The sequence below is a fragment of the Methyloglobulus sp. genome (assembly GCF_964779595.1).
The window spans coordinates 84,187-106,039 of the sequence record NZ_CBAROL010000003.1 but is presented as its reverse complement, the minus strand read 5'-3'; the positions used below and the strand labels follow the sequence as shown (position 1 = coordinate 106,039).

At 44.3% G+C, this 21,853-nt stretch carries 18 protein-coding genes; 12 read left to right on the top strand and 6 right to left on the bottom strand.

The window, feature by feature from the left end; translation table 11 throughout:
- Positions 1-123: 123 nt before the first annotated feature.
- On the top strand, positions 124-1,140 hold the full coding sequence (locus tag AC1YY3_RS02425) for an alpha/beta hydrolase (protein ID WP_481822857.1): 1,017 nt from the start codon (positions 124-126) through the stop codon (positions 1,138-1,140).
- A gap of 134 nt (positions 1,141-1,274) precedes the next feature.
- Here AC1YY3_RS02425 and rpsT read toward each other — a convergent pair whose 3' ends face one another.
- Positions 1,275-1,538, bottom strand: coding sequence for a 30S ribosomal protein S20 (rpsT, locus tag AC1YY3_RS02420; protein ID WP_481822858.1), 264 nt, complete (start codon positions 1,536-1,538; stop codon positions 1,275-1,277).
- A gap of 98 nt (positions 1,539-1,636) precedes the next feature.
- Here rpsT and murJ point away from each other — a divergent pair, with 98 nt between their 5' ends.
- The 4 genes from murJ to lspA are packed head-to-tail and all read left to right on the top strand — an operon-like array spanning position 1,637 to position 7,463.
- Entirely contained in the window at positions 1,637-3,181 is a 1,545-nt protein-coding gene (gene murJ / locus AC1YY3_RS02415) for a murein biosynthesis integral membrane protein MurJ (protein WP_481822859.1), read from the top strand.
- A gap of 16 nt (positions 3,182-3,197) precedes the next feature.
- The gene (gene ribF, locus AC1YY3_RS02410; protein ID WP_481822860.1) at positions 3,198-4,151 is read left to right on the top strand and encodes a bifunctional riboflavin kinase/FAD synthetase; all 954 of its coding nucleotides are present in this window, start codon (positions 3,198-3,200) and stop codon (positions 4,149-4,151) included.
- Entirely contained in the window at positions 4,148-6,979 is a 2,832-nt protein-coding gene (gene ileS / locus AC1YY3_RS02405) for an isoleucine--tRNA ligase (protein WP_481822861.1), read from the top strand. Before ribF ends, ileS begins: the two co-directional genes overlap by 4 nt.
- A 7-nt stretch (positions 6,980-6,986) precedes the next feature.
- A complete protein-coding gene (lspA, locus tag AC1YY3_RS02400; RefSeq protein ID WP_481822942.1) occupies positions 6,987-7,463 on the top strand; it encodes a signal peptidase II in 477 nt (158 codons plus the stop codon).
- 239 nt (positions 7,464-7,702) lie between these two features.
- Here the strand turns inward: lspA and AC1YY3_RS02395 are convergent, their stop codons facing one another.
- Complete coding sequence (locus tag AC1YY3_RS02395) at positions 7,703-8,137, bottom strand: hypothetical protein (protein WP_482194290.1); 435 nt, start codon at positions 8,135-8,137, stop codon at positions 7,703-7,705.
- Between the two features lie 307 nt (positions 8,138-8,444).
- Here AC1YY3_RS02395 and amoC point away from each other — a divergent pair, with 307 nt between their 5' ends.
- From amoC to amoB, 3 genes are all read left to right on the top strand, one after another.
- Positions 8,445-9,197, top strand: coding sequence for a bacterial ammonia monooxygenase, subunit AmoC (amoC, locus tag AC1YY3_RS02390; RefSeq protein ID WP_481822863.1), 753 nt, complete (start codon positions 8,445-8,447; stop codon positions 9,195-9,197).
- Positions 9,198-9,315: 118 nt separating this feature from the next.
- A complete protein-coding gene (gene amoA / locus AC1YY3_RS02385) occupies positions 9,316-10,059 on the top strand; it encodes a bacterial ammonia monooxygenase, subunit AmoA (protein WP_482194289.1) in 744 nt (247 codons plus the stop codon).
- A gap of 110 nt (positions 10,060-10,169) precedes the next feature.
- A complete protein-coding gene (amoB, locus tag AC1YY3_RS02380) occupies positions 10,170-11,414 on the top strand; it encodes a bacterial ammonia monooxygenase, subunit AmoB (RefSeq protein ID WP_481822865.1) in 1,245 nt (414 codons plus the stop codon).
- Between the two features lie 287 nt (positions 11,415-11,701).
- Here amoB and AC1YY3_RS02375 read toward each other — a convergent pair whose 3' ends face one another.
- From AC1YY3_RS02375 to AC1YY3_RS02365, 3 genes are read right to left on the bottom strand one after another with little or no spacing between them, the layout of a single operon-like run.
- On the bottom strand, positions 11,702-13,123 hold the full coding sequence (locus AC1YY3_RS02375; protein ID WP_481822866.1) for an FAD-dependent oxidoreductase: 1,422 nt from the start codon (positions 13,121-13,123) through the stop codon (positions 11,702-11,704).
- A 3-nt stretch (positions 13,124-13,126) separates the two neighbouring features.
- Entirely contained in the window at positions 13,127-14,341 is a 1,215-nt protein-coding gene (odhB, locus tag AC1YY3_RS02370) for a 2-oxoglutarate dehydrogenase complex dihydrolipoyllysine-residue succinyltransferase (protein WP_481822867.1), read from the bottom strand.
- Between the two features lies 1 nt (position 14,342).
- On the bottom strand, positions 14,343-17,165 hold the full coding sequence (locus AC1YY3_RS02365) for a 2-oxoglutarate dehydrogenase E1 component (RefSeq protein WP_481822868.1): 2,823 nt from the start codon (positions 17,163-17,165) through the stop codon (positions 14,343-14,345).
- A 332-nt stretch (positions 17,166-17,497) separates the two neighbouring features.
- On the opposite strand from AC1YY3_RS02365, the gene AC1YY3_RS02360 reads away from it, so the two are divergent.
- On the top strand, positions 17,498-18,121 hold the full coding sequence (locus AC1YY3_RS02360; protein WP_481822869.1) for a DUF2914 domain-containing protein: 624 nt from the start codon (positions 17,498-17,500) through the stop codon (positions 18,119-18,121).
- Positions 18,122-18,231: 110 nt separating this feature from the next.
- Positions 18,232-18,546 (top strand): H-NS histone family protein, encoded by a 315-nt coding sequence (locus AC1YY3_RS02355; protein ID WP_481822870.1) that lies wholly within the window; start codon positions 18,232-18,234, stop codon positions 18,544-18,546.
- A gap of 36 nt (positions 18,547-18,582) precedes the next feature.
- Here the strand turns inward: AC1YY3_RS02355 and AC1YY3_RS02350 are convergent, their stop codons facing one another.
- Entirely contained in the window at positions 18,583-19,467 is an 885-nt protein-coding gene (locus AC1YY3_RS02350) for a carbon-nitrogen hydrolase (protein ID WP_481822871.1), read from the bottom strand.
- Between the two features lie 175 nt (positions 19,468-19,642).
- Between AC1YY3_RS02350 and AC1YY3_RS02345 the strand changes: the two genes are divergently transcribed.
- Both AC1YY3_RS02345 and oadA read left to right on the top strand, forming a co-directional pair.
- Positions 19,643-19,870, top strand: coding sequence for an OadG family protein (locus AC1YY3_RS02345; protein WP_481822872.1), 228 nt, complete (start codon positions 19,643-19,645; stop codon positions 19,868-19,870).
- A gap of 65 nt (positions 19,871-19,935) precedes the next feature.
- Complete coding sequence (gene oadA, locus AC1YY3_RS02340) at positions 19,936-21,726, top strand: sodium-extruding oxaloacetate decarboxylase subunit alpha (RefSeq protein ID WP_482194288.1); 1,791 nt, start codon at positions 19,936-19,938, stop codon at positions 21,724-21,726.
- Positions 21,727-21,853: the final 127 nt, after the last annotated feature.

The window sequence follows — 21,853 nt, the reverse complement described above, 5'->3', positions numbered from 1 at the left end:
CACTTTTAGGTTAAACTTAGCGTATGTGGTTAAGGTCAATCTAGTCATAGGGTTTCAATTCTGGTTTTACCTCCATCAAACGCTTTTCAAGCTTAACTCGCGCTATTAAACGGGGCTTGCAACATGAGAACGCTTTTCATTATGCTGTTTTTATTGTTGGTCGGTTGTAAACCGCAAGCGCATCCGCTTGGTATCAAAACGAACAATCCGCAATTACACGAGCAACACTTCCTCACCGATGATGGTTTGCAGCTTCCGCTACACCGTTGGTTGCCAAAAACGGGTATAACACGAGCAGTGATTGTCGGTGTACATGGCTTTAATGATTATGGCTATTTTCTGCGACAACCAGCAGAATATTTCAGCACCCAAGGCATCGCCTGTTTTACTTACGACCAGCGCGGATTCGGTGCTGCCCCGCAGCGTGGCTTTTGGGCTGGGCGTGAAGCCTATACCACCGATTTGCAAAATTTTGTCAGACAGATAAGGCAACATTACCCTGGCATTCCGGTCTATTTGCTCGGTGAAAGCATGGGTGGTGCTGTCGTAATGGCGGCTATTCGGGATGCGCGTATGCCGTCCGTAGATGGCATTATTCTGGCTGCGCCTGCAGTTTGGCCTAGGGAGATTATGCCTTGGTATCAAACAGCCTTGCTCTGGGCGCTGTCTCACACGATGCCTTGGATGACCTTGAGTGGCGAGGGCGTGGAAGCCAAGTTGTCGGATAATCGTGAGATGATGCGGGAGTTGGATAGTGATCCGCTGGTACTCAGAAAAACCCGTGTAGAGTCCTTGTATGGGTTAACAAATTTAATGGATTCGGCATTTGAAAATGCAGATTTATTGAACGGGAATATCTTAGTATTGTACGGTGATCGGGACGACATCATTCCCAAGGAGGCAATTTTTGCCTTTTTAAAGCGGTTTTACTTAAGAGGAACGAAAGGGAAGACCGTTGGTTTTTATCAACAAGGCTATCACTTGCTGTTACGCGATCTGCAAGCCAACATAATATGGCACGATATTGCTGCTTGGATTAATGCACACGGTGCTGGGAAATTACCTTCCGGTGCAGACGAAAAGGCCAAAAAACAGTTGCTAATGCCACTACTGGCTTGGCAGCGTGAGGGTGGCAAGTAAGGATGTTGATCTGGATAAGGCTAAAATCTTGACGGATTAAAATCGTATCAAAACAAACCGGATTATTTATTCCGATCAATAAAAAAGGCCGCTACCCAAATGGGTAGCGGCCTTTTTTATTGAATTAGATGCAACTAAGCTACAGCTTTAACTTTCGCGCTCAAACGGCTCTTGCCACGAGCTGCCTTGTTTTTATGGATAATGCCTTTGTTGACGGCGGAATCGATAATCGGTTGGGCAATATTGAAAGCGGCTTGGGCTTTCTCTTTGTCGCCTGCTTTAACGGCGGCAAGTACTTTCTTAATAAAAGTACGCAGATTGCTGCGTTGTCCTGCGTTGCGAACACGGCTCTTTTCGGCTTGTTTCGCGCGTTTTTTAGCTTGTGCTGTATTAGCCATAGTGCGTCGTTTCTACAAAGTGAGTTATCAGACTGCGCATTATCATTATAAATGCTATCATTGTCAACATTTACGTGCTACGCAAACAGGATTAAGTAGTGGGCAAGCGGCTTTTTAAAGCGACCGTTGTCGTCAGCAGCATGACATTGACTTCCCGGCTGTTGGGATTTGTTCGGGATATGTTGATTGCCCGACTTTTTGGAGTGGATGTGGCGACCGACGCTTTTTTTGTGGCGTTCAAAATTCCGAACCTTTTGCGTAGGTTGTTCACCGAAGGGGCATTTGCCCATGCCCTTGTGCCAGTCATGGCTAACCACCAAGGTGACAAGCTCACCTTAAGGCAATTCATTGGCAAGACGGCAGGGACGCTAGCGGCATGGGCTATGTTGGTTACGCTGGTGGCAATGGTTCTAGCTCCCTTGCTCGTCCTGGTATTGGCACCGGGTTTCGCTTGGCAATGGACACAGTATGAGCTAGCGGTGACTTTATTGCGGATCACCTTACCATTCGGCTTATGTATTGTGTTGGTGGCGTTTGCGGGTGCAGTACTGAATGCACATGAACACTATGCCATTCCAGCGTTAACACCAATTTTTCTTAACATCTGTATGATTGCCGCAGCGTTATGGCTTGCACCGCTGATGGATGTGCCGATTACGGCGTTGGCATGGGGCGTGTTTGTGGCCGGGATTTTGCAGCTACTGTTTCAAGTCCCCAGCCTTGTGCAATTGGGTTTGCTGCCCAGGTTAACGGTTAAGTTTAAAGATCCCGATGTCAGTCTTGTGATAAAACGGCTGCTGCCAGCGATATTCAGTGCGTCGGTCACGCAGATCAATTTGCTTTTGGATGCCTTGGTCGCTTCGTTTCTAGTCAGCGGCAGCGTGTCCTGGCTGTATTATTCAGACCGTTTGGTGGAATTTCCATTAGGGATTTTGGGGCTAGGGTTGGCAACGGTAATCCTGCCTAATCTTAGCAATAATCATGCTGCAAACGATCCAATAGCTTTTTCGGCGACGCTGGATTGGGGATTGCGTTTGGTGTTTCTGGTGGGGATGCCTGCCACTATAGGCTTGTTCGTGCTAGCAGAACCGATGCTGTCAACCTTGTTCCAATATAACGAATTCACCATCAATGATGTGCATAAAGCAGGGCAGAGTTTAAAGGCCTATTCTGTCGGTTTGCTGGGTTACCTTTTTATCAAGATTCTGATGCCGGGTTTTACTTCACGTCATGACTTGAATACGCCCGTTCGCTATGGCATGGTTGCGATGATAACCAGTCTGGCTTTGAATGTATTGGTTATTCCGCTGGCACATGCTGGACTAGCACTGGCAACATCACTGGGCGCATTGCTTAATGCAGCATTGCTGTTGAACAAATTATTGCAAGAAAATGCCTACCAACCTGGACTCGGTTGGTTACTGTTTTTGGGTCGCGTTACGTTGGCAAGCACGGTCATGGCGGTTTGCTTGTGTTACTTTGTTGAGAATGGTTGGTGGAGTCAGTGGGGTACTACAGACAGAATAATCAATTTGTTTAAGTGGATTAGCATTGGTTGTTTCTTGTATGTGCTGACATTAACACTTTCTGGCCTGAGACTAAGGCATTTGACGGGCACAAGTGATAAAATCGCCAGCTTTTGATTCTATCAGCCCATTCATGCGCTTAATTAGAGGAATACCGCGTACGCAAGCTTTCAAAAATGGCTGCGTTCTAACCATAGGGAATTTTGACGGCGTTCATTTAGGTCACAAAGCGGTGATAGATAAGTTGGCTGAACGTGGTAAATCACTAAACTTACCCGTCGTCATCCTGATTTTTGAGCCACAACCCCTGGAATACTTTTTAGGGGATAAAGCTCCGCCAAGATTGACGCGCTTACGGGAGAAAGTCGCGCAGTTTGCGAAACTGCCCGTTGATGATTTAGTCATAGTGCGATTTAATAAACGACTGGCTAACTATGATGCCGGACAGTTTATTGATGAGGTGTTGGTTAAACGCCTGAATGTCAAACATCTGGTGATTGGTGATGATTTTCGTTTTGGTAAAGCTAGGCAAGGCGATTTTGCCATGCTTAAAGCGAAAAGTGATGTACACGGTTTTAGGGTGCAAGATACCGGCTCCTTACAAGTTGATGGCCTGCGGGTCAGCAGCACCTTGATTAGAAATGCTCTAGCTATAGGCGATTTGGAAAAGGCTGAATCCATGCTGGGTTATTGCTATTCAATTTGTGGGCGAGTTATCCACGGTGATAAGCGCGGCAGGACGATAGGTTACCCAACTGCCAATATCAGGATAGCTAGAAATAATCTTCCTTTCAGCGGAGTCTTTGCCGTCACCATGACGGGTATAGATGATTTGAGAATCGAAGGTGTAGCCAATATCGGAGTTCGTCCAACCGTTGACGGCAGCAATAAGGTCGTATTGGAAACTCACTTGTTCGACTTTAATGGGGACATCTACGGCTATAAGGTGACAGTGCATTTTAAACAAAAAATTAGGGCAGAGCGGCGGTTTCAGACCGTGGACGAACTCAAAGAACAGATAGTAGATGATGTGGCCGAGGCCAAAAAGATTTTTGCCGCACAAACAATAGAAGACGATGGATTATGACTTTGGATTATAAAAGCACTCTCAATTTACCCAATACCGCGTTCCCCATGAAGGGCAATCTGGCACAGCGTGAGCCGGAGCGGTTAAAACATTGGCAGGAAGGCGAATTATATCAAGCCATTAGGGCAGCAACCCAAGGCCGTCCCAAATTTATCCTGCATGATGGTCCGCCTTATGCCAATGGCGAAATCCATATCGGTCATGCAGTCAATAAGGTACTGAAAGATTTCATCGTCAAATCCAAAACCTTAAGCGGTTTCGATGCGCCTTATGTGCCGGGCTGGGATTGCCACGGCTTGCCTATCGAATTACAAGTGGAAAAGAAAATCGGCAAAGCGGGTGCAAAAGTTGCGCCCGACGTGTTCCGTAAAGCTTGTCGTGAATATGCTGGAAAACAAGTTGCCATCCAAAAGGAAGCCTTCATCCGGCTGGGCATCTTGGGCGATTGGGACAAACCTTATCTCACCATGGACTTTGCCTTTGAAGCTGACATCGTCCGCACCCTGGGCAGCATCGCCCAGAAAGGCCATATTACCAAAGGCGCAAAGCCAGTGCATTGGTGCACCGATTGCGGTTCTGCCCTAGCTGAAGCCGAAGTTGAATACGAAGACAAACATTCGCCCGCCATTGATGTGCGCTTCCCGGTGGTTGATGAAGCCAGCTTCATGACGGCCTGCCATCATGTGCCGGAACACGAAGGCGTAGGCGCGTTATCAGTTGTCATCTGGACGACCACGTCGTGGACATTACCCGCCAACCAAGCGGTTGCCCTGAATGCCGACCTTGAATACGCTGTGGTGCAGTGTGAAAGAGACGGTCATAAGGAGCGCTTGGTGTTAGCTGAGGCTTTGCTTAAAGATGCCATGTCGCGCTATGAGATCACAGATTATCGCGTTATCGCTTATTGCAAGGGCGCGGCATTGGAACACCAGTTGCTGCAACACCCCTTTTACGATAGGCAAGTGCCGGTCATTCTCGGTGACCATGTGACGACCGAGGCAGGTACGGGTGCGGTGCATACGGCACCCGGTCACGGTCAGGATGATTATAGTGTTGGCCTGAAATATAACCTGCCCGTTGAAAACCCCGTGGGCGGCGATGGCGTGTTCTTGCCTAGCACCGAGTTGTTTGCTGGCGAACATGTGTTCAGTGCCAATAAGCATGTATTGGAGGTTTTGGAATCCAAAGGCAACTTGCTCCATAACCATGCCATCCTGCACAGTTATCCGCATTGCTGGCGGCATAAAACCCCGATTATCTTTAGGGCCACGCCGCAATGGTTTATCTCGATGGAACAAAACGGCCTGCGCGATCAGGCGTTGAGCGAAATCAAGCGTGTCGAATGGATCCCGGATTGGGGGCAAGCGCGGATTGAAAGTATGCTGGAAGGCCGCCCAGATTGGTGCATTTCCAGGCAACGCACCTGGGGCGTACCCATTGCGTTTTTTGTCGATAAGGAAACGGGCGAATTGCATCCGCGAACAGGGGAGTTAATCGAACAAGTCGCCAAACGCATCGAGCAAAAGGGCATAGATGCCTGGTTTGAACTGGATGCTGCTGACTTACTAGGGACAGAAGCCGAGCAATACCAGAAAATGACCGATACCCTGGATGTTTGGTTTGATTCCGGTGTCACTCACGCCTGCGTCCTCGATAAGCACGACCAACTGGTTTTTCCTGCGGATTTGTATTTGGAAGGCTCAGACCAACATCGTGGTTGGTTTCAATCTTCATTATTAACATCAGTAGCCAAAAATGGCGTTGCGCCGTATAAGGCGGTGTTGACGCATGGCTTTACCGTCGATGCCGAAGGCAAAAAAATGTCCAAATCCAAAGGCAATGTGGTTGCGCCGCAATCGGTTATGAAGGATTTGGGTGCGGATGTGTTGCGCTTATGGGTAGCTTCCACGGATTATCGTGGCGAGATGTCGGTATCTAATGAAATCCTTAGCCGAACTTCCGACGGTTATCGCCGTTTGCGTAATACGGCGCGGTTTTTATTATCTAACTTGAATGATTTTGATCCCACTCAAGATTTGGTGGCTACTAAAGACTTATTGGCGTTGGATCGCTGGATCATGGACAGGGCTTATCTGTTACAGGAAGAAGTCATCGCCCATTACGGAGCCTACCAGTTCCAGCAAATTTACCAGAAAGTACACAATTTTTGCGCCATCGACTTGAGCAGTTTCTACCTTGATGTCACCAAAGACCGACAATACACTGCAAAAACTAGCGGTTTGGCGCGGCGTTCCACGCAAACAGCATTGTTCCATGTCTTGGAAGCCTTGGTGCGTTGGTTGGCACCGATTATCAGCTACACCGCCGATGAAATCTGGTCGTATATGCCGGGCAAACGGGGTGAATCGGTGTTCCTGGAAACGTGGTATCAAGGCTTGGTTGAATTGGATGCCCAGCCGGCGATGAGCCGTGAGTTTTGGCAAAAAATAATGGAGATAAGGTCGGTGGTCAGCAAGGAACTCGAAAAAAGTCGAGCAAAAGGCGACATCGGATCATCATTAAACGCAGAAGTTGAACTGTACTGTAGTGATGGCTATTTTAAGTTGTTAAATAAACTGGAAAACGAGCTACATTTCGTTTTTATCACCTCTAACGCTTCCGTCATTGCTGAACAATTCAGTCCTGCTGATGCCATCCAAACCGAACTCGAAGGAGTTAAGCTAAAAGTGCTGGTTTCAGAACATCCCAAATGTGTCCGCTGCTGGCATCAGCATTATGATGTCGGCGAACATAAGGAGCATACCGAATTATGCGGCAGGTGCATAGAAAATGTTGACGGTGCGGGCGAACACCGCCGCTATGCGTGAGGTGGGCATGTTGAAATGGCTATGGCTTTCCTTACTGGCAATCGTCCTAGACCAAGCCGGCAAGCTGCTGGTTGATAACTCAATGCAGCTTTACGAATCCATCCCGCTGATGCCGTATTTTAACCTCACTTACGTGCATAATACCGGTGCTGCATTCAGTTTCCTGAGCGAAGCGGGCGGCTGGCAACGCTGGTTTTTTGCCGCCTTAGCTCTGATTATCAGTATCGTATTATCGATATGGTTAACACGCCTGCAAAAGCATGAAACCTTGCTCGCCGTGGCTCTGTCCTTAGTATTAGGCGGGGCAGTCGGCAACCTCATCGACCGCTTGGCCTACGGTTACGTCATCGACTTCCTCGATGTTTACTACAACGATTGGCACTGGCCCGCCTTCAACATTGCGGATTCGGCGATTACTTTGGGCGTGATGCTGATGTTGGCGGAGTCTTTTGGGATGGGCAACAGTAAGCTTGATTGTAGGTAGTTTTTAGAAAAAACTTATTTTGCTTCAAAAATTGTTTGAATTATTGCTGAATTACCTCTTTGCAAGCTGCCTTGTTCAAAGCTAATTAAGTCAAGCTAAAGGCTCTTTTGGGGGCTAATAAAACTGTTCTTTGTGGTGCTAGCTAGCGCAATTATGAAAAGTTCATGTGAACTAATTTCAAGGTTAAAATAATCCTTGCTATTAAAAATGCAAGGATTGCTTTAGCTCCTCCACCAAGATTAAACCCCGTCTACGCCATCTATACCAATTATTGACCAGTTATCAAAATCAGCAGAGCCAGATGTGTCATCGCTGTTATCGTAGGTGATTCGACAGGCGTATTTTTTGGTGGCTGTATTAGTCGCATTGGTCATATTGAATTCAGCGTTCACTACATACTGGTGGTTGCCAAGACTCCATACATTAGTAGGCTTTTCTGAGAAAGTTATGGAGACATCTGATCCAAGTTCTGATTTTATATAGTTGTTACAGTGCATGAATGCAAGATCAGTCATAGAATTGGAGATGGGGAATTGACTGCCTTGATCTTTGCTATCTACAAGAAATGCGTCAGATTTGATGACATCGTTGACTAAAGGGAGTATCACTTTCTGGGTAAGTAAAACTAGAACGGCAATGCCGATAATCAAGTATAGGATGGAGAACTTCTTCATAATAATAGCGTTTATTGGGTTATGTTGATTAATTTAATACACCTCGCAGTGTATCAGAAATATAAGTTTTTCAAAGTTTTTAGCTAGGGCGTTTGCGGCTGTGGAATGTTGACTTTAAAAACTAACCTAATTCGCGATAATTTAGACTTGACACGTTTAGTCGAACTGGTAGACTTACAGCTCACTGAATGGATTTGGTGACACTGTTAGCGTGAGAGTGTTTCAAGTTAGCGGCGGTTAAAGGGAGGATTAAATTGACTCCCAGTTCTTTATGATCTGGGGATTTGATAATTTTTAGGAGGTAGAAATGGCAGCTACAACTGAATCAGTAAAAGCTGATGCTGCGGAAGCACCGTTATTAAACAAAAGAAACTTGTTTCTCGGTGTTGCGTTGTATTGCGTGTTTTATGCATGGGTTCGTTGGTATGAAGGTGTCTATGGCTGGTCAGCCGGTATGGACTCATTCGCACCTGAATTCGAAACATATTGGATGAACTTTCTTTACATCGAGTTCGTATTAGAAGTAAGTACTGCAGGTATCCTGTGGGGTTATCTCTGGAAAACTCGTGACCGTAAAGTTATGTCAATCACACCAAGAGAAGAGTTGAGAAGACACTTCACACATTGGACATGGTTGGTATGCTACGGTACAGCGATCTATTTCGGTGCTAGCTACTTCACAGAACAAGATGGTACATGGCATCAAACAATCGTTCGCGATACTGACTTTACACCAAGTCACGTAATCGAGTTCTATTTGAGCTATCCAGTATACATCATCACTGGTGGTGCTGCTTTCTTGTATGCTAAAACCAGACTTCCAACTTACCAACAAGGTAACTCTATTCAATATATGGTTGCTACAGTTGGTCCATTCATGATCTTGCCAAACGTTGGCTTGAACGAATGGGGTCATACTTTCTGGTTTATGGAAGAACTGTTTGTTGCTCCTTTACACTACGGCTTCGTATTCTTCGGATGGTCAGCTTTGGGTGTATTAGGTGTATTGAACATCGAAATTGCAGCACTTGCTAAGTTGCTGAAAAAAGACTTGGCATAAGCTAAATCTTTGGTTGTAATTACTATCTCCCCTGGTTGCTTTGTTCTTTTAGGGCAAAGCAACCGAGAATAGATAGTAGTTAAATAAAAATAATTTAAATCCTTTAGGAGGTAAGCTAATGAGCGCATCTCAATCAGCTGTACGTTCACGCGCAGAGGCCGTAAAAGTTTCTCGTACGTTCGATTGGCTAATTATGTTCACATTGTTTTTTGTTATTTTAGGCGGTTATCACGTTCACTTTATGCTTGTAGCAGGTGACTGGGATTTCTGGTCTGATTGGAAAGATAGACGTCTTTGGGTAACTGTTTTACCTATCATGGGTATCACTTTCCCAGCGGCAGTTCAAGCAATTCTTTGGTGGCGTTATCGTATACCGTTCGGTGCAACTCTTTCTGTACTGGGCTTGTTATTCGGTGAATGGGTAAACAGATACTTCAATTTCTGGGGCTGGACATACTTCCCTATTAATTTCGTATTCCCATCACAACTCGTACCAGGCGCTATCGTATTAGACGTTGTACTGTTGGTTTCTGGCAGTATGCAGTTGACAGCGGTAATCGGCGGTTTGGGTTTTGGTCTGTTATTCTACCCAGGCAACTGGCCAGTTATGGCTCCATTGCATTTACCTGTTGAATACAACGGTATGATGATGACTTTGGCTGACTTATCAGGTTACCACTATGTTAGAACCGGTATGCCAGAATACATCCGTATGGTTGAAAAAGGTACACTGAGAACTTTCGGTAAAGACGTTGCTCCAGTATCAGCGTTCTTCTCTGGTTTCGTGAGTATCATCGTTTATTTCTTGTGGCATTTCTTCGGTAGATGGTTTGGAAGCACTGCTTTCACAAAAGGTTCTTAAGAAGAATTGTTTTAGAATAAATAATAAAAAAAAGCTTGTTACAACAATAATATAATTTGTTGTAGCTAGATACTCAAAAACTATAGATTCTCTATTATAGAGGAGGATATATGAAATTAATAAAAGACGGGATAGCTAAATTATCCTTTGTCGCACTGCTGGTTACTGTAACAGCGGCGATGTTTTATGCTCCAACTGCTTCTGCACATGGTGAGAAGTCTCAGGCTGCGTTCATGCGTATGCGTACAATTCACTGGTATGACCTTAACTGGTCAAAAGATATTGTGCCTGTAAACGACACAATGACTGTAACCGGTAAATTCCACGTTTTCGCTGGCTGGCCAGAAACTGTTGCCAAACCAGAAATTTCGTTCTTAAACATCGGTATTCCTGGTCCAGTATTTATTCGTGCTGGTTCTTGGATTGGCGGTCAATTGGTACCACGTTCTGTAACACTGGAATTGGGCGAAACATACGAATTTAAAGTATTGTTGAAAGCTCGTCGTCCTGGTGACTGGCACGTCCATTCCATGATGAACGTAAAAGACGGTGGTCCAATCATCGGCCCAGGTAAATGGGTAACCATTACTGGTTCTATGAGCCAATTCACCAACCCAATCACCACTTTGACAGGTCAAACTATCGATCTTGAAAATTGGAATCTGGGCAATATCTACTTCTGGCATGCCTTCTGGTACGCTTTTGGTATTGCTTACATTGCTTATTGGGCACGTAAACCAGTGTTTGTTCCACGTTTGATTGCTTGTGAAGCAGGTAAACATGACACACTGATCTCTGCAATGGACAAAAAAGTTGGTATCGGATTTATGGTTGCTACTTTGGCAATTGTTGCTGTCACTATGGAAAGCACAAACGCTCAGTATCCAATCACAACTCCTCTGCAAGCTGGTTTGTTGCGTGGTATGAAACCTATTGAAATGCCAGCAAGAACAGTTGCTGTTAAAGTAGATAGCGCAACATATCGTGTACCAGGTCGTGCTATGCAAATGACACTGACTGTTACTAACAACGGTGATTCATCAGTTCGTTTAGGCGAATTTATGACAGCTTCTGTTCGTTTCTTGGATCCAGCAGTACATGAAGATGATACAGGTTACCCAGATGACTTGTTGGCTGAAGAAGGTTTGACTGTTAGCGATAACAGCCCACTTGCTCCAGGTCAAACAAGAACTATGGAAGTAACTGCTTCTGATGCAGCATGGGAAGTATACCGTTTAGCTGACTTAATCTATGATCCAGATAGCCGTTTTGCTGGCTTACTGTTCTTCACTGATGAAGCTGGCAACCGTCAAATGGTTACTATCGACGCTCCATTAATCCCATCATTTATCTAATAAATAATATGTAGCAGGGTTAAACCTGTTATATATCGGGGTTAAATTAAAGCCCTCATCATCGCAAGGTGATGAGGGTTTTTTAATATCTGATGTTTTAGTAACTGATAAAATCCATCTACAAACTAAGTATCAAGGCACTGTAGATATTGAGTTTTCACAATATTTGATGAAATTAAAGCTGGTAAAGGTGATACTGAAACAACCAGCTATTAATGGATAATAAAAAAATCTTTGTTTTGCAGAGTAAAAGACGATGAAAAGCTGATTGTTAAACGTTATCCTAGTTAAGAATTCAAGCCTTTGTTTTTAATAGCTAAAGCAGCCTCACGGAGGGCTTCAGCAGAGCTGGGGTGTGAATGAATAGTTCTTGCGAGATCTTCACTACTCGCTGAAAATTCCATAGCAAGCACTGCTTGAGCAATCAATTCAGACGCGTGACACCCGATAATATGTACACCAAGTATTTTGTCCGTATTAGCGCAAGCAATTACTTTAATCATCCCATTTGATTTGACCGCAGATTTAGGTTGGTGGTTAATACTTAACGGAAAAGTTCCAATGTTAATTGGATCGCCTATTGCTTTAAGTGCCTGTTCAGTTTGACCAATCCAAGCAATCTCAGGTTCAGTGTAAATAACATTTGGAATAATGTTATAGTTTACTGATGAGCCAATAACACCAGCAATTTGTTCAGCAACAAAAACTCCTTCTGCCATGCCTTTATGAGATAACATTGGTCCATGTAGGGTCAAATCACCAATGGCGTAGACTCCCGGTAAATTAGTCCGGCAATTTTCATTGACGTGGACATAGCCGTTTTCATCAAGCAATAAATTTGCTTCGGGTGCAGAAAGCCTTTCTGAGTTTGGCTTGCGACCAGAAGCGACTATAAGCTTATCAACGCGAAGTGCATGTGTTCCATCAGCATCCTGATACTCAATAAATACTTTTTTATTAAGAATTTTTGTTGAAATCACACGCGCTCCCAGGCGTAGCTCTAAGCCTTGTTCGGTAAAAATTTGATAAGCCTGACGTGATATTTGATTATCTGATAAGCCTAAAAATGTCTCCTGTGCTTCTAACAATGTTGTTTCTGCACCAAGCCTGTTCCAGATTGCAGCTAATTCAAGCCCAATCACGCCCGCTCCAAGTATGGCAAGTCTTTTAGGTAATTTATTAAGGCTTAAAGCAGCCGTAGAATCAAGAATGAATTCATTGTCTATAGGCGTGCAAGGTATGGATATTGGTATAGATTCCGTTGCTAATATAATAAATTTTGCATGAATTTGTTGGCTTGGGGAATGAAGCGAAGACAATTCTATTATTTTAGGTGCAATTAACTTTGCATTTGAATTAATGAAATCTATTTTGTGTTCTGTAAATGTTTTTGTAATCTGTTGGCTGATTCCATCGAGTATTTTGTCTTTGTGAAGTATCATTTTAGGCAAATTAAGCGACACGTTTTCAGCAAAAACTCCGTGTGAATCGATGTCGCTTAACAATGTATCATAAAGTTTTGCAGATTCTAATAAAGTTATCATACCCACATTTCCAGCATTGCAAAATGCACCGCTGGTAGAGTTAATGTCTGTGTTATCAACACAAAGGACTTTTAAACCAAGTTGGGCGCATCTAATGGCACAGGTATAAGCAGAAGGGCCTGATCCTATAACGATGACATCGTATTTGGCTTTAACTTTAGACATACGTTATATATTTAAGAGCAAATGGGCTGGTGCTTCAAGACACTCTTTTATGGTGACCAAAAATTGCACGGCTTCGCGACCATCAACAAGGCGGTGATCATAAGATAAAGCTAAGTACATGATTGGCCTAATGATAATTTGGCCGTTTTCTACAACTGCTCGATCTTTAATGGCATGCATACCTAAAATTGCACACTGAGGTGGATTAAGTATTGGAGTTGAAAGCATAGAGCCAAAAACCCCGCCGTTAGTGATTGTGAAAGTTCCTCCTTTCAAGTCATCAAAACTTAACGCACCCGAGCGGGCTTTTTCGCCAAAATCAACAATGCCTTTTTCAATGCCTGCGAAATCAAGTTGGTCTGCATCACGTAATACAGGAACAATCAAACCACGAGGTGTACTGATTGCAATGCCAATATCGTAGTAACCGTGATAAATAATGTCAGTGTTATCAATCGAAGCATTGATAGCAGGGAAGCGTTTTAAAGCTTCGATTGAAGCTTTGACAAAAAATGACATAAAGCCTAATTTGGCATTATGTTTTTGTTCAAATCTCAATTTATATTGGTTGCGGAGATCAATAATATTTTGCATATTGACTTCATTGAATGTCGTCAACATCGCTGCATTTTGTTGCGCCTGAAGTAGACGTTCGGCAATTTTTGCCCTTAAGCGGGTCATTGCAACGCGTTGTTCAGGGCGATGCCCTGCAGAAATTGTAATTATTGGTTCAATGACTTCTATAGGCTTTTGTTTGACTTCGGGCGTTATTACATCAGCTGCTTTTGTTTCTGAGGGTTGTTGTTTGTTGAGATGATCTAAAACATCCCCTTTAGTGAGGCGACCATCTTTTCCACTGCCTTTGATTAAAGTCGGATCGAGTGTGTTTTCATGAACTATCCGGCGTACGGAAGGGCTTAACGGGATTGCCGCGTTTTGAGCAGTGGGTATTGTCTTCTCAGCAGTAATAGCCTGGCTTACTTGCGGTTCTATTGTAGCTAAGAGTTCGCCGCCGTTAACAATTGCACCACTTTCCTTGAGAATGGCTGATAGGACACCAGATTCAGGTGCAGGCACTTCCAGGACAACTTTATCCGTTTCCAAATCGACAAGGTTTTCATTTTTCTGGACGCTATCTCCAGGCTGTTTATGCCACACAACCACAGTTGCGTCGGAAACAGACTCCGGTAAGTTAGGGGTTATGACTGAAATGCTCATGTTATTTTCCTGAATGTTTTCCGTATAAGGCAGTTTGTACGACAGTTTTTTGTTGTTCTATGTGGACATGAAAATGCCCGACAGCGGGTGATGCTGATGCTTCCCGTCCCACATAAGTTACACTGATATGGGCTTCCAGATTATCAGTAAAATGATGCTTTGATTGATACCAAGCACCTTGATTTTGTGGCTCCTCCTGACACCAGACAAAATCTTTTAAGTTTGCATACCTTGCAATTTCTGCCTTAAAAAGCTCTGCCGGAAAAGGGTACAGTTGCTCGATACGCGCAATAGCGACGTTTTTCAGGTTATCTAGCCGACGTGCTTCGAGTAAATCGTAGTAAACCTTGCCAGCACAAAATACTAAGCGCGTGACCTGTTTGGGATCAATAGCGTCCTGCTCACCGATAATAGGGAGAAATTCTCCGGTAGTCAGATCCTCAAGCGTTGAGATGGCAAGCTTATGCCTTAATAAGCTTTTCGGACTCATCACAATAAGCGGCTTTCTGTATACGCGAATGAGTTGACGGCGCAATAAGTGAAAAATTTGCGCGGGCGTTGTCGGACTACACACCTGGATGTTATGTTCAGCGCAGAGCTGCAAATAACGTTCCAGCCGAGCCGAAGAATGTTCTGGGCCTTGGCCTTCAAAGCCGTGGGGCAGTAGCATCACAAGTCCGCATAAACGTCCCCATTTGGTTTCACCAGAGCTAATAAACTGATCGATAACGACCTGAGCACCATTGGCAAAATCACCGAATTGAGCTTCCCAGACCACCAAGGTGTTAGGCATGGTTGTGCTGTAACCGTATTCAAAACCCAAGACACCTGCTTCAGACAGCAAAGAGTCATAAATTTGTGCGCGACCCTGATCTTTATCAAGATGTTTAAGTGGCTTATAGGTTCTATTATTTATTTGGTTGTGCAGTACAGCATGACGGTGAACAAAAGTTCCTCGTCCAACATCCTGTCCGGTCAGCCGAATATGAAATTTGTCCATAAGCAAGGTAGCATACGCCATATTTTCAGCAAAACCCCAGTCTAATGGCATTCCACCCGCCGCCATCTTGCGGCGATTATCCATCACCTTGGCAACCCTTGGGTGCAATTCAAAGCCCGTCGGTAAGCGCAGCATCCGGTCATTACAAAAACGTAAATGGTCAATAGAAACCGCCGTACGTGCTGGTGCATCCCAGTCTTGATTCAGGAAGTTATTCCATTGGGCGCTATAGGAATAGATATTACTATCCAGAACCGGTCTCGAAACAATAACTCCAGCCTCAAGCTGTTGTTGATATGCCATTTCCATAGATGTTGATTGTTTATCCGTAATCGTATTTTCCTTGACTAGCTTTTCAGCATAAATCCTACGCGTGGTTTTATGGTTGCGGATTTTTTTGTACATTAACGGCTGGGTAGTAGCTGGTTCGTCAGCCTCATTATGGCCTAAGCGGCGATAGCAAATAAGATCTATAACCACATCCTTGTTAAAAGTCATCCTGAAATCAAGTGCCAGTTTGGTCACAAACATGACCGCTTCTGGATCATCGCCGTTGACATGGAAAACTGGTGCTTGGATCATACTGGCTACGTCGGTGCAATAAAGGGTCGAGCGTGCGTCCAGTGGATTGCTAGTGGTAAAACCGATCTGGTTATTGATGACAATATGGACAGTGCCGCCCGTGTTAAACGCACGGGTTTGCGACATATTCAAGGTTTCCATGATGATGCCTTGCCCAGAAAATGCAGCATCGCCATGAATTAGCACGGGGATCACCGTGTTTTTGCCGTCGCTTCCAGCGCGATCCTGGCGGGCTTTTACCGAACCTTCTACAACCGGATTGATAATTTCCAAGTGTGATGGATTAAATGCCAAGGTTAAATGAACAGCGCCCCCTGGCGTATCTATATCAGATGAAAAGCCCATGTGGTATTTCACATCACCTGAACTGACACCGGGTGAGGGTGAAGTTGTTCCGGCGAATTCGTTGAACAAGCTGGAAGGGCTTTTGCCTAAGATATTGGTCAAAACGTTAAGCCGTCCGCGATGCGCCATACCAATGACGATTTCCTTTACCCCTTTCGCACCGGAATTTTGGATTAATTCGTCTAAGATTGGAATCAGCGATTCTGCTCCCTCAAGGGAGAAACGTTTTTGGCCCACAAATTTATTCTGTAGATAATGTTCGATACCTTCCGCAGCGGTCAGTAATTGTAAAAGCCACAGTTTTTTTTCGGATTCTATATTTAAATCAGCCGTGTAGCTTTCGATGCGAGTAATCACCCAACGTCTGATATGCGTATCGACAATGTGCATATACTCAGAGCCAATACTGCCGCAATAGATTTCCTGGAGACGGCTGATAATTTCCCGTAGCGGCAGTCGGTCAGCTCCGTAGAGAGCGCCAGTGTCAAACAAAGTGTCCATATCCAGTTCGGACAAGCCGTAGTAAGCAGGATCCATGTCAGTAGGATAGGGAATATCAGCACCAAGTGGATTATTGCTAGCGATCTGATGTCCACGAACACGGTAATGATTAATCAACCGTGCCACAGCAGATTGTTTTTTAACACTTTCTTCAGTAAAGCCTTGCAGTTGTGCAATTCGACTTTGTGGTTTTAATGCCAGTTGCCCAAAACGTTCTACGATGGGGCTATGTGCGATCTCATAAGTGGCTCCGTTATGGATTTCACGGAATTGTGTACGCCAGCCTGGTTCAACCGATTCGGGGTCTTCCAGAAATCGCTCATAGAGGTTTTCAATAAAAGTGGCGTTACCGCCGTTGAGAGAGGAAGAATCTTGAAAAAATTTAAGTAGTGACATTTAGAGAGATATCCACAAAATCCTGCGAAAGCTACTTATAAAAAGAACTTCAAAAAACCAAAAAAGTTCTTTTTAATGCTTGTAACATAAGGAAAGACACAGCTAACAGTCCACATTGTTCTAAATAGACCTAAATCCTTCCTTACGATTAAGAGAATAGCAGAAAAAGTCTTGTTAACTAAGCAGATAAAGGTTATTTCTAATGAACTTTCTTTAGCTAAAATCTATGTAGGTATATTAACAAGGTATAACATTTTATTCGACAAAAACTATGCTATAGTTTGATTTTAAAGCATTATCGTTTTGGTTCACCTGACAGGGTTGGTACATTTATGCCAGAAAATAAAAATATCGTCATCAAAGTTAAATACTCTACACCTGGGAAAACCTCAGGAAAGCCCGTTTCGGCTTCAGGCATGACAACGGAATGGAATCTTAAGCGAATAGGATTGGCGTTAGGTAGTGCTTTGTTGATACTTATGACCTTATTTTATTTTACTGACAGCAACGAGAAAAAAGTTGATACCAGCACACAGTTAGCTTTGCCAAAGCAAGCGGCTGAAATTAAAAGCCAGCCCGATGCAGTTATTAACACAGTAGCAAAACCCAAAATAGATAATAGTAACCTAGTCGTTAGGGCACAATTAACCCGTGAAATCAAAAAAAGCGAACCGGTTGATACGATAGCCTTACCACTAAAAATAGGTAAAAAAGAAACCTTATGGATTCATTATTTTGTTGAATTAAAAGGTATGAAAGGTAAGGCTGTTTTCCATGAGTGGTGGTTAAATGGCGAACTTGTATCTCGAAAAAAGGTGAATATATCTGCCGATCCTTGGCGTACCGCAAGCAAACAAGTGATTACCTATACAACAAATAATGATTGGATAGTCAGGTTGGTGGATGAATCAAGAGATAAATTAGCCGAGCAAAGTTTCAATTTGGAGTTAAAATAAGTTTTAGTTAAATAACTAATTAATGTAATCTATTAGGCTGGTAAATAATTATTACCTTATAAACTGAAATTTTAATATAAACTCTAAGTATATCTCTAGGAATAGGCGCAATGTCAGATTATCAAAATCTTTCGGAAAAAGAACTGAAGGCAGTTATCGAAAAGGCAGAAAATGCCTTAAAAAACAAGCAATTTAGTAAGCGAAAAGAAGTTATTGCCAAGATTAAAGAACTGGCGGCATCCATAGATTCTACTGTAGAAATACATGAAAATGGGAAAAAATCTCCTCGCACTGTTTCTAAAGTCTCTATCAAATACCGTCACCCCCAAGATGCTGAAAAGACCTGGACAGGACGGGGAATGACACCTAAATGGATGCAAGCCTTACTCGATAAAGGGCATGATCGCTCTGAGTTTAAGGTGTAGTTTTCCACTATTATTGGCTAATATGGTTGGGTTATATTAATCAATATATCGTTTGATTAAATTCCCATACTCATCGATTCTCCGATCACGAAGAAAAGGCCATATTTGTCTAACCCTTTCAGTTCTGGTTTTGTCGATAGTATAGATTAACAATTTTGGGTCGGTAGCATTGGCGCTTACTAATATGTCGCCTTGTGGTCCAGCAATAAAACTATTACCCCAAAAATTAATACCAGCATCTGAATCAGGCGCTTTTTCAAAACCGATGCGATTACAAGCGACAACTGGAATACCATTCGCAACCGCATGAGACCGCTGAATAGTAATCCAGGCATTTAACTGACGTTGTTGCTCATCGGTTGTATCGCCTGAATCCCAACCAATAGCCGTAGGGTATATCAGTATTTCAGCACCTGCCAACGCCATTAACCGCGCCGCCTCAGGAAACCATTGATCCCAGCAGATTAATACACCAAGTTTGCCAATGGAGGTTTCAATCGGTTTAAAACCGAGGTCACCTGGCGTGAAATAATATTTCTCGTAAAATCCAGGATCATCTGGAATGTGCATTTTCCGGTATTTTCCTGCGATACTGCCGTCCTTTTCAAAGACCACCGCTGTATTGTGGTAAAGCCCTGCTGCGCGTTTCTCGAACAGGGTCGAGACAATTACAATACCCAGTTTTTTTGCTAATGTGGATAGAATCTCGGTACTCGGACCAGGTATAGACTGGGCGAGATCAAAATGTCCGTAATCTTCATTCTGACAAAAGTAAGGATCAAGATGCAGTTCAGACAACACTACCAGGTCAGCTTTGTTGGCGGCGGCTTCATGAATTTTAGCGACAGACAAATCAAAATTGGTCTGTCTATCTTGATTACAAGGCTGTTGTACGGCGCATACGGTGATTGTCGTTTTCATATTAGGTCTGTCAGGAACGATAACGCAGTCATTTTAGCGAATTGAAAACATTCATGACAGGTAATTTAATAACTTGGCATAAAACCAGGCTTACCCACTATGTTTAGTTTGTTTAGCTGAATGGTTTTAGGGATAATGGAGTTGTGTTGACTACTTATATAGAAAGAGCGATAACATGACAGAGCAGATCAACAGTGGTATTGAACTTATGTTTGCGGGCATGGGCATCGTTTTCGTGTTCCTTATCATGCTGGTCGGTGCTATCAACCTTATGTCTTCGTTAGTACAGCGCTATTTTCCTGCGGCAACGCCAAAATTCCGAAGTGAATCCAGTGGCTTAGATAAGAGTACGGTTGCCGCTATTTCAGCAGCAGTTCATCATTATCGAAGCAAGCACCATTGATCGTTTTATGGTACTAATGACCGCATTAAAACACGAGCAGCAGCTTAAGAAATAACAACAAGGCAATGGTAACGAAAAGCAAAAAAAAGCCTCTGGCTATCACTGAAGTCGTATTGCGCGACGCACATCAATCAATTCTCGCAACCCGCTTGCGGATTGAGGATATGCTGCCAATTTGCGGCAAGCTCGATGAAATCGGCTACTGGTCGATGGAATCCTGGGGTGGCGCGACCTTTGATGCGTGTATCCGCTATCTGGGTGAAGATCCGTGGGAACGCTTGCGCTTGCTCAAGAAAGCCATGCCCAAAACCCGCCAACAGATGCTGTTACGCGGCCAAAACCTGTTGGGTTATCGCCACTATGCCGATGATGTGGTCGATAAATTTGTCGAACGATGTGCCGTTAACGGCATTGACGTGTTCCGCATATTTGATGCCATGAACGATATGCGTAACATTGAACGCGCCGTCAAAGCGGTGTTGAATACCGATGCCCACGCCCAAGGCACTATTTCCTATACCACTAGCCCAGTGCATACCATGGATGTGTGGGTGGCTCTGGGTAAGCAGATTGAAGATATGGGCGCACATTCCATCTGCATTAAGGATATGGCTGGATTGCTTAAACCTTATGATGCGTTTGAGCTGGTCAGCCGTCTGAAAAAAAGCACCAACATCCCTATCCATATGCAATGCCATGCGACCACGGGCTTGAGCGTTCCTAGCATCATCAAAGCCGCAGAAGCGGGCATTGATAATGTCGATACAGCCATTTCCTCGTTGAGCATGACTTACGGACATAGCCCTACCGAGACCATAGTCGCCAGTTTTGAAGGCACTGACCGCGATACTGGGCTGAATTTGGTCAAGCTTGAAGAAATTGCGACTTACTTTCGTGAAGTCCGCAAGAAATACGCCCAGTTTGAAGGCAGCTTGAAAGGGGTTGATAGCCGAATCTTGATTGCACAAGTACCAGGCGGCATGTTGACCAATATGGAAAGCCAGTTGAAAGAGCAGGGCGCGGCGGACAAATTTGATGAAGTCATCAAGGAAATCCCGCGTGTGCGCGAAGATTTAGGTTTTATTCCATTGGTCACGCCGACCTCACAAATCGTCGGCACCCAAGCTGTCATCAATGTGATGAGTGGTGAGCGTTATAAAACCATTACAAAGGAAACCGCTGGCGTACTGAAAGGCGAATACGGTGCGACACCTGCGCCCGTCAACAAGGAATTGCAAAAACGCGTGCTGAATGGGGCAACGGCTATTACCTGTCGTCCAGCCGATTTGCTCGAATCGGAAATGAACAAGCTCGTTGCCGATGTGCTGGAAAAGGCCGAGAAAGAAGGCATAAGGCTGGCAGAATGTGTTGAGGAAGATGCCTTAATCAATGGCATGTTCAGCCAGGTAGGTTGGAAATTCCTGCTTAATCGCGGCAATCCGAAGGCATTTGAAGCCGCACCCGATTCCAAGGCTTATGCAGCTTCCCTAGCAACAGCGCAGACCAACAAATCGGATTCGGTGGTTGAAACCTATTCTGTTAATGTTGATGGAAGAAACTTTAAGGTCGCTGTAGGACCAAGTGGCTCAGACTTAACTATCAAACCAGAAGTCAGCGCAGCTTATGCAACTCCCGCATCCAGCAGTGGTGAGGTAGTTGTCGCACCGATGGCGGGAACAATTTTGAAAATACTGGTTGAAGTGGGTGCCAGCGTTGCTAAGGGCGAAGTGGTCGTCATCATGGAAGCCATGAAAATGGAAACTGAAATCCGTACCAAAGTTGCCGGGATAGTCAGCGCTGTCAACGTAAAAGAAGGTGGTACGGTTGCCAGTGGTGATGTATTGGTTTCTTTGTAAGAACTCCCTCTCCTGCTGGAGAGGGCTGGGGTGAGGAGAATAAATTAAGGAATCCTATTAAGTCCTTCGACAGGCTCAGGACGAACGGAATCACAAGTTCATAGACCCTTAACTGATTATATTCCCC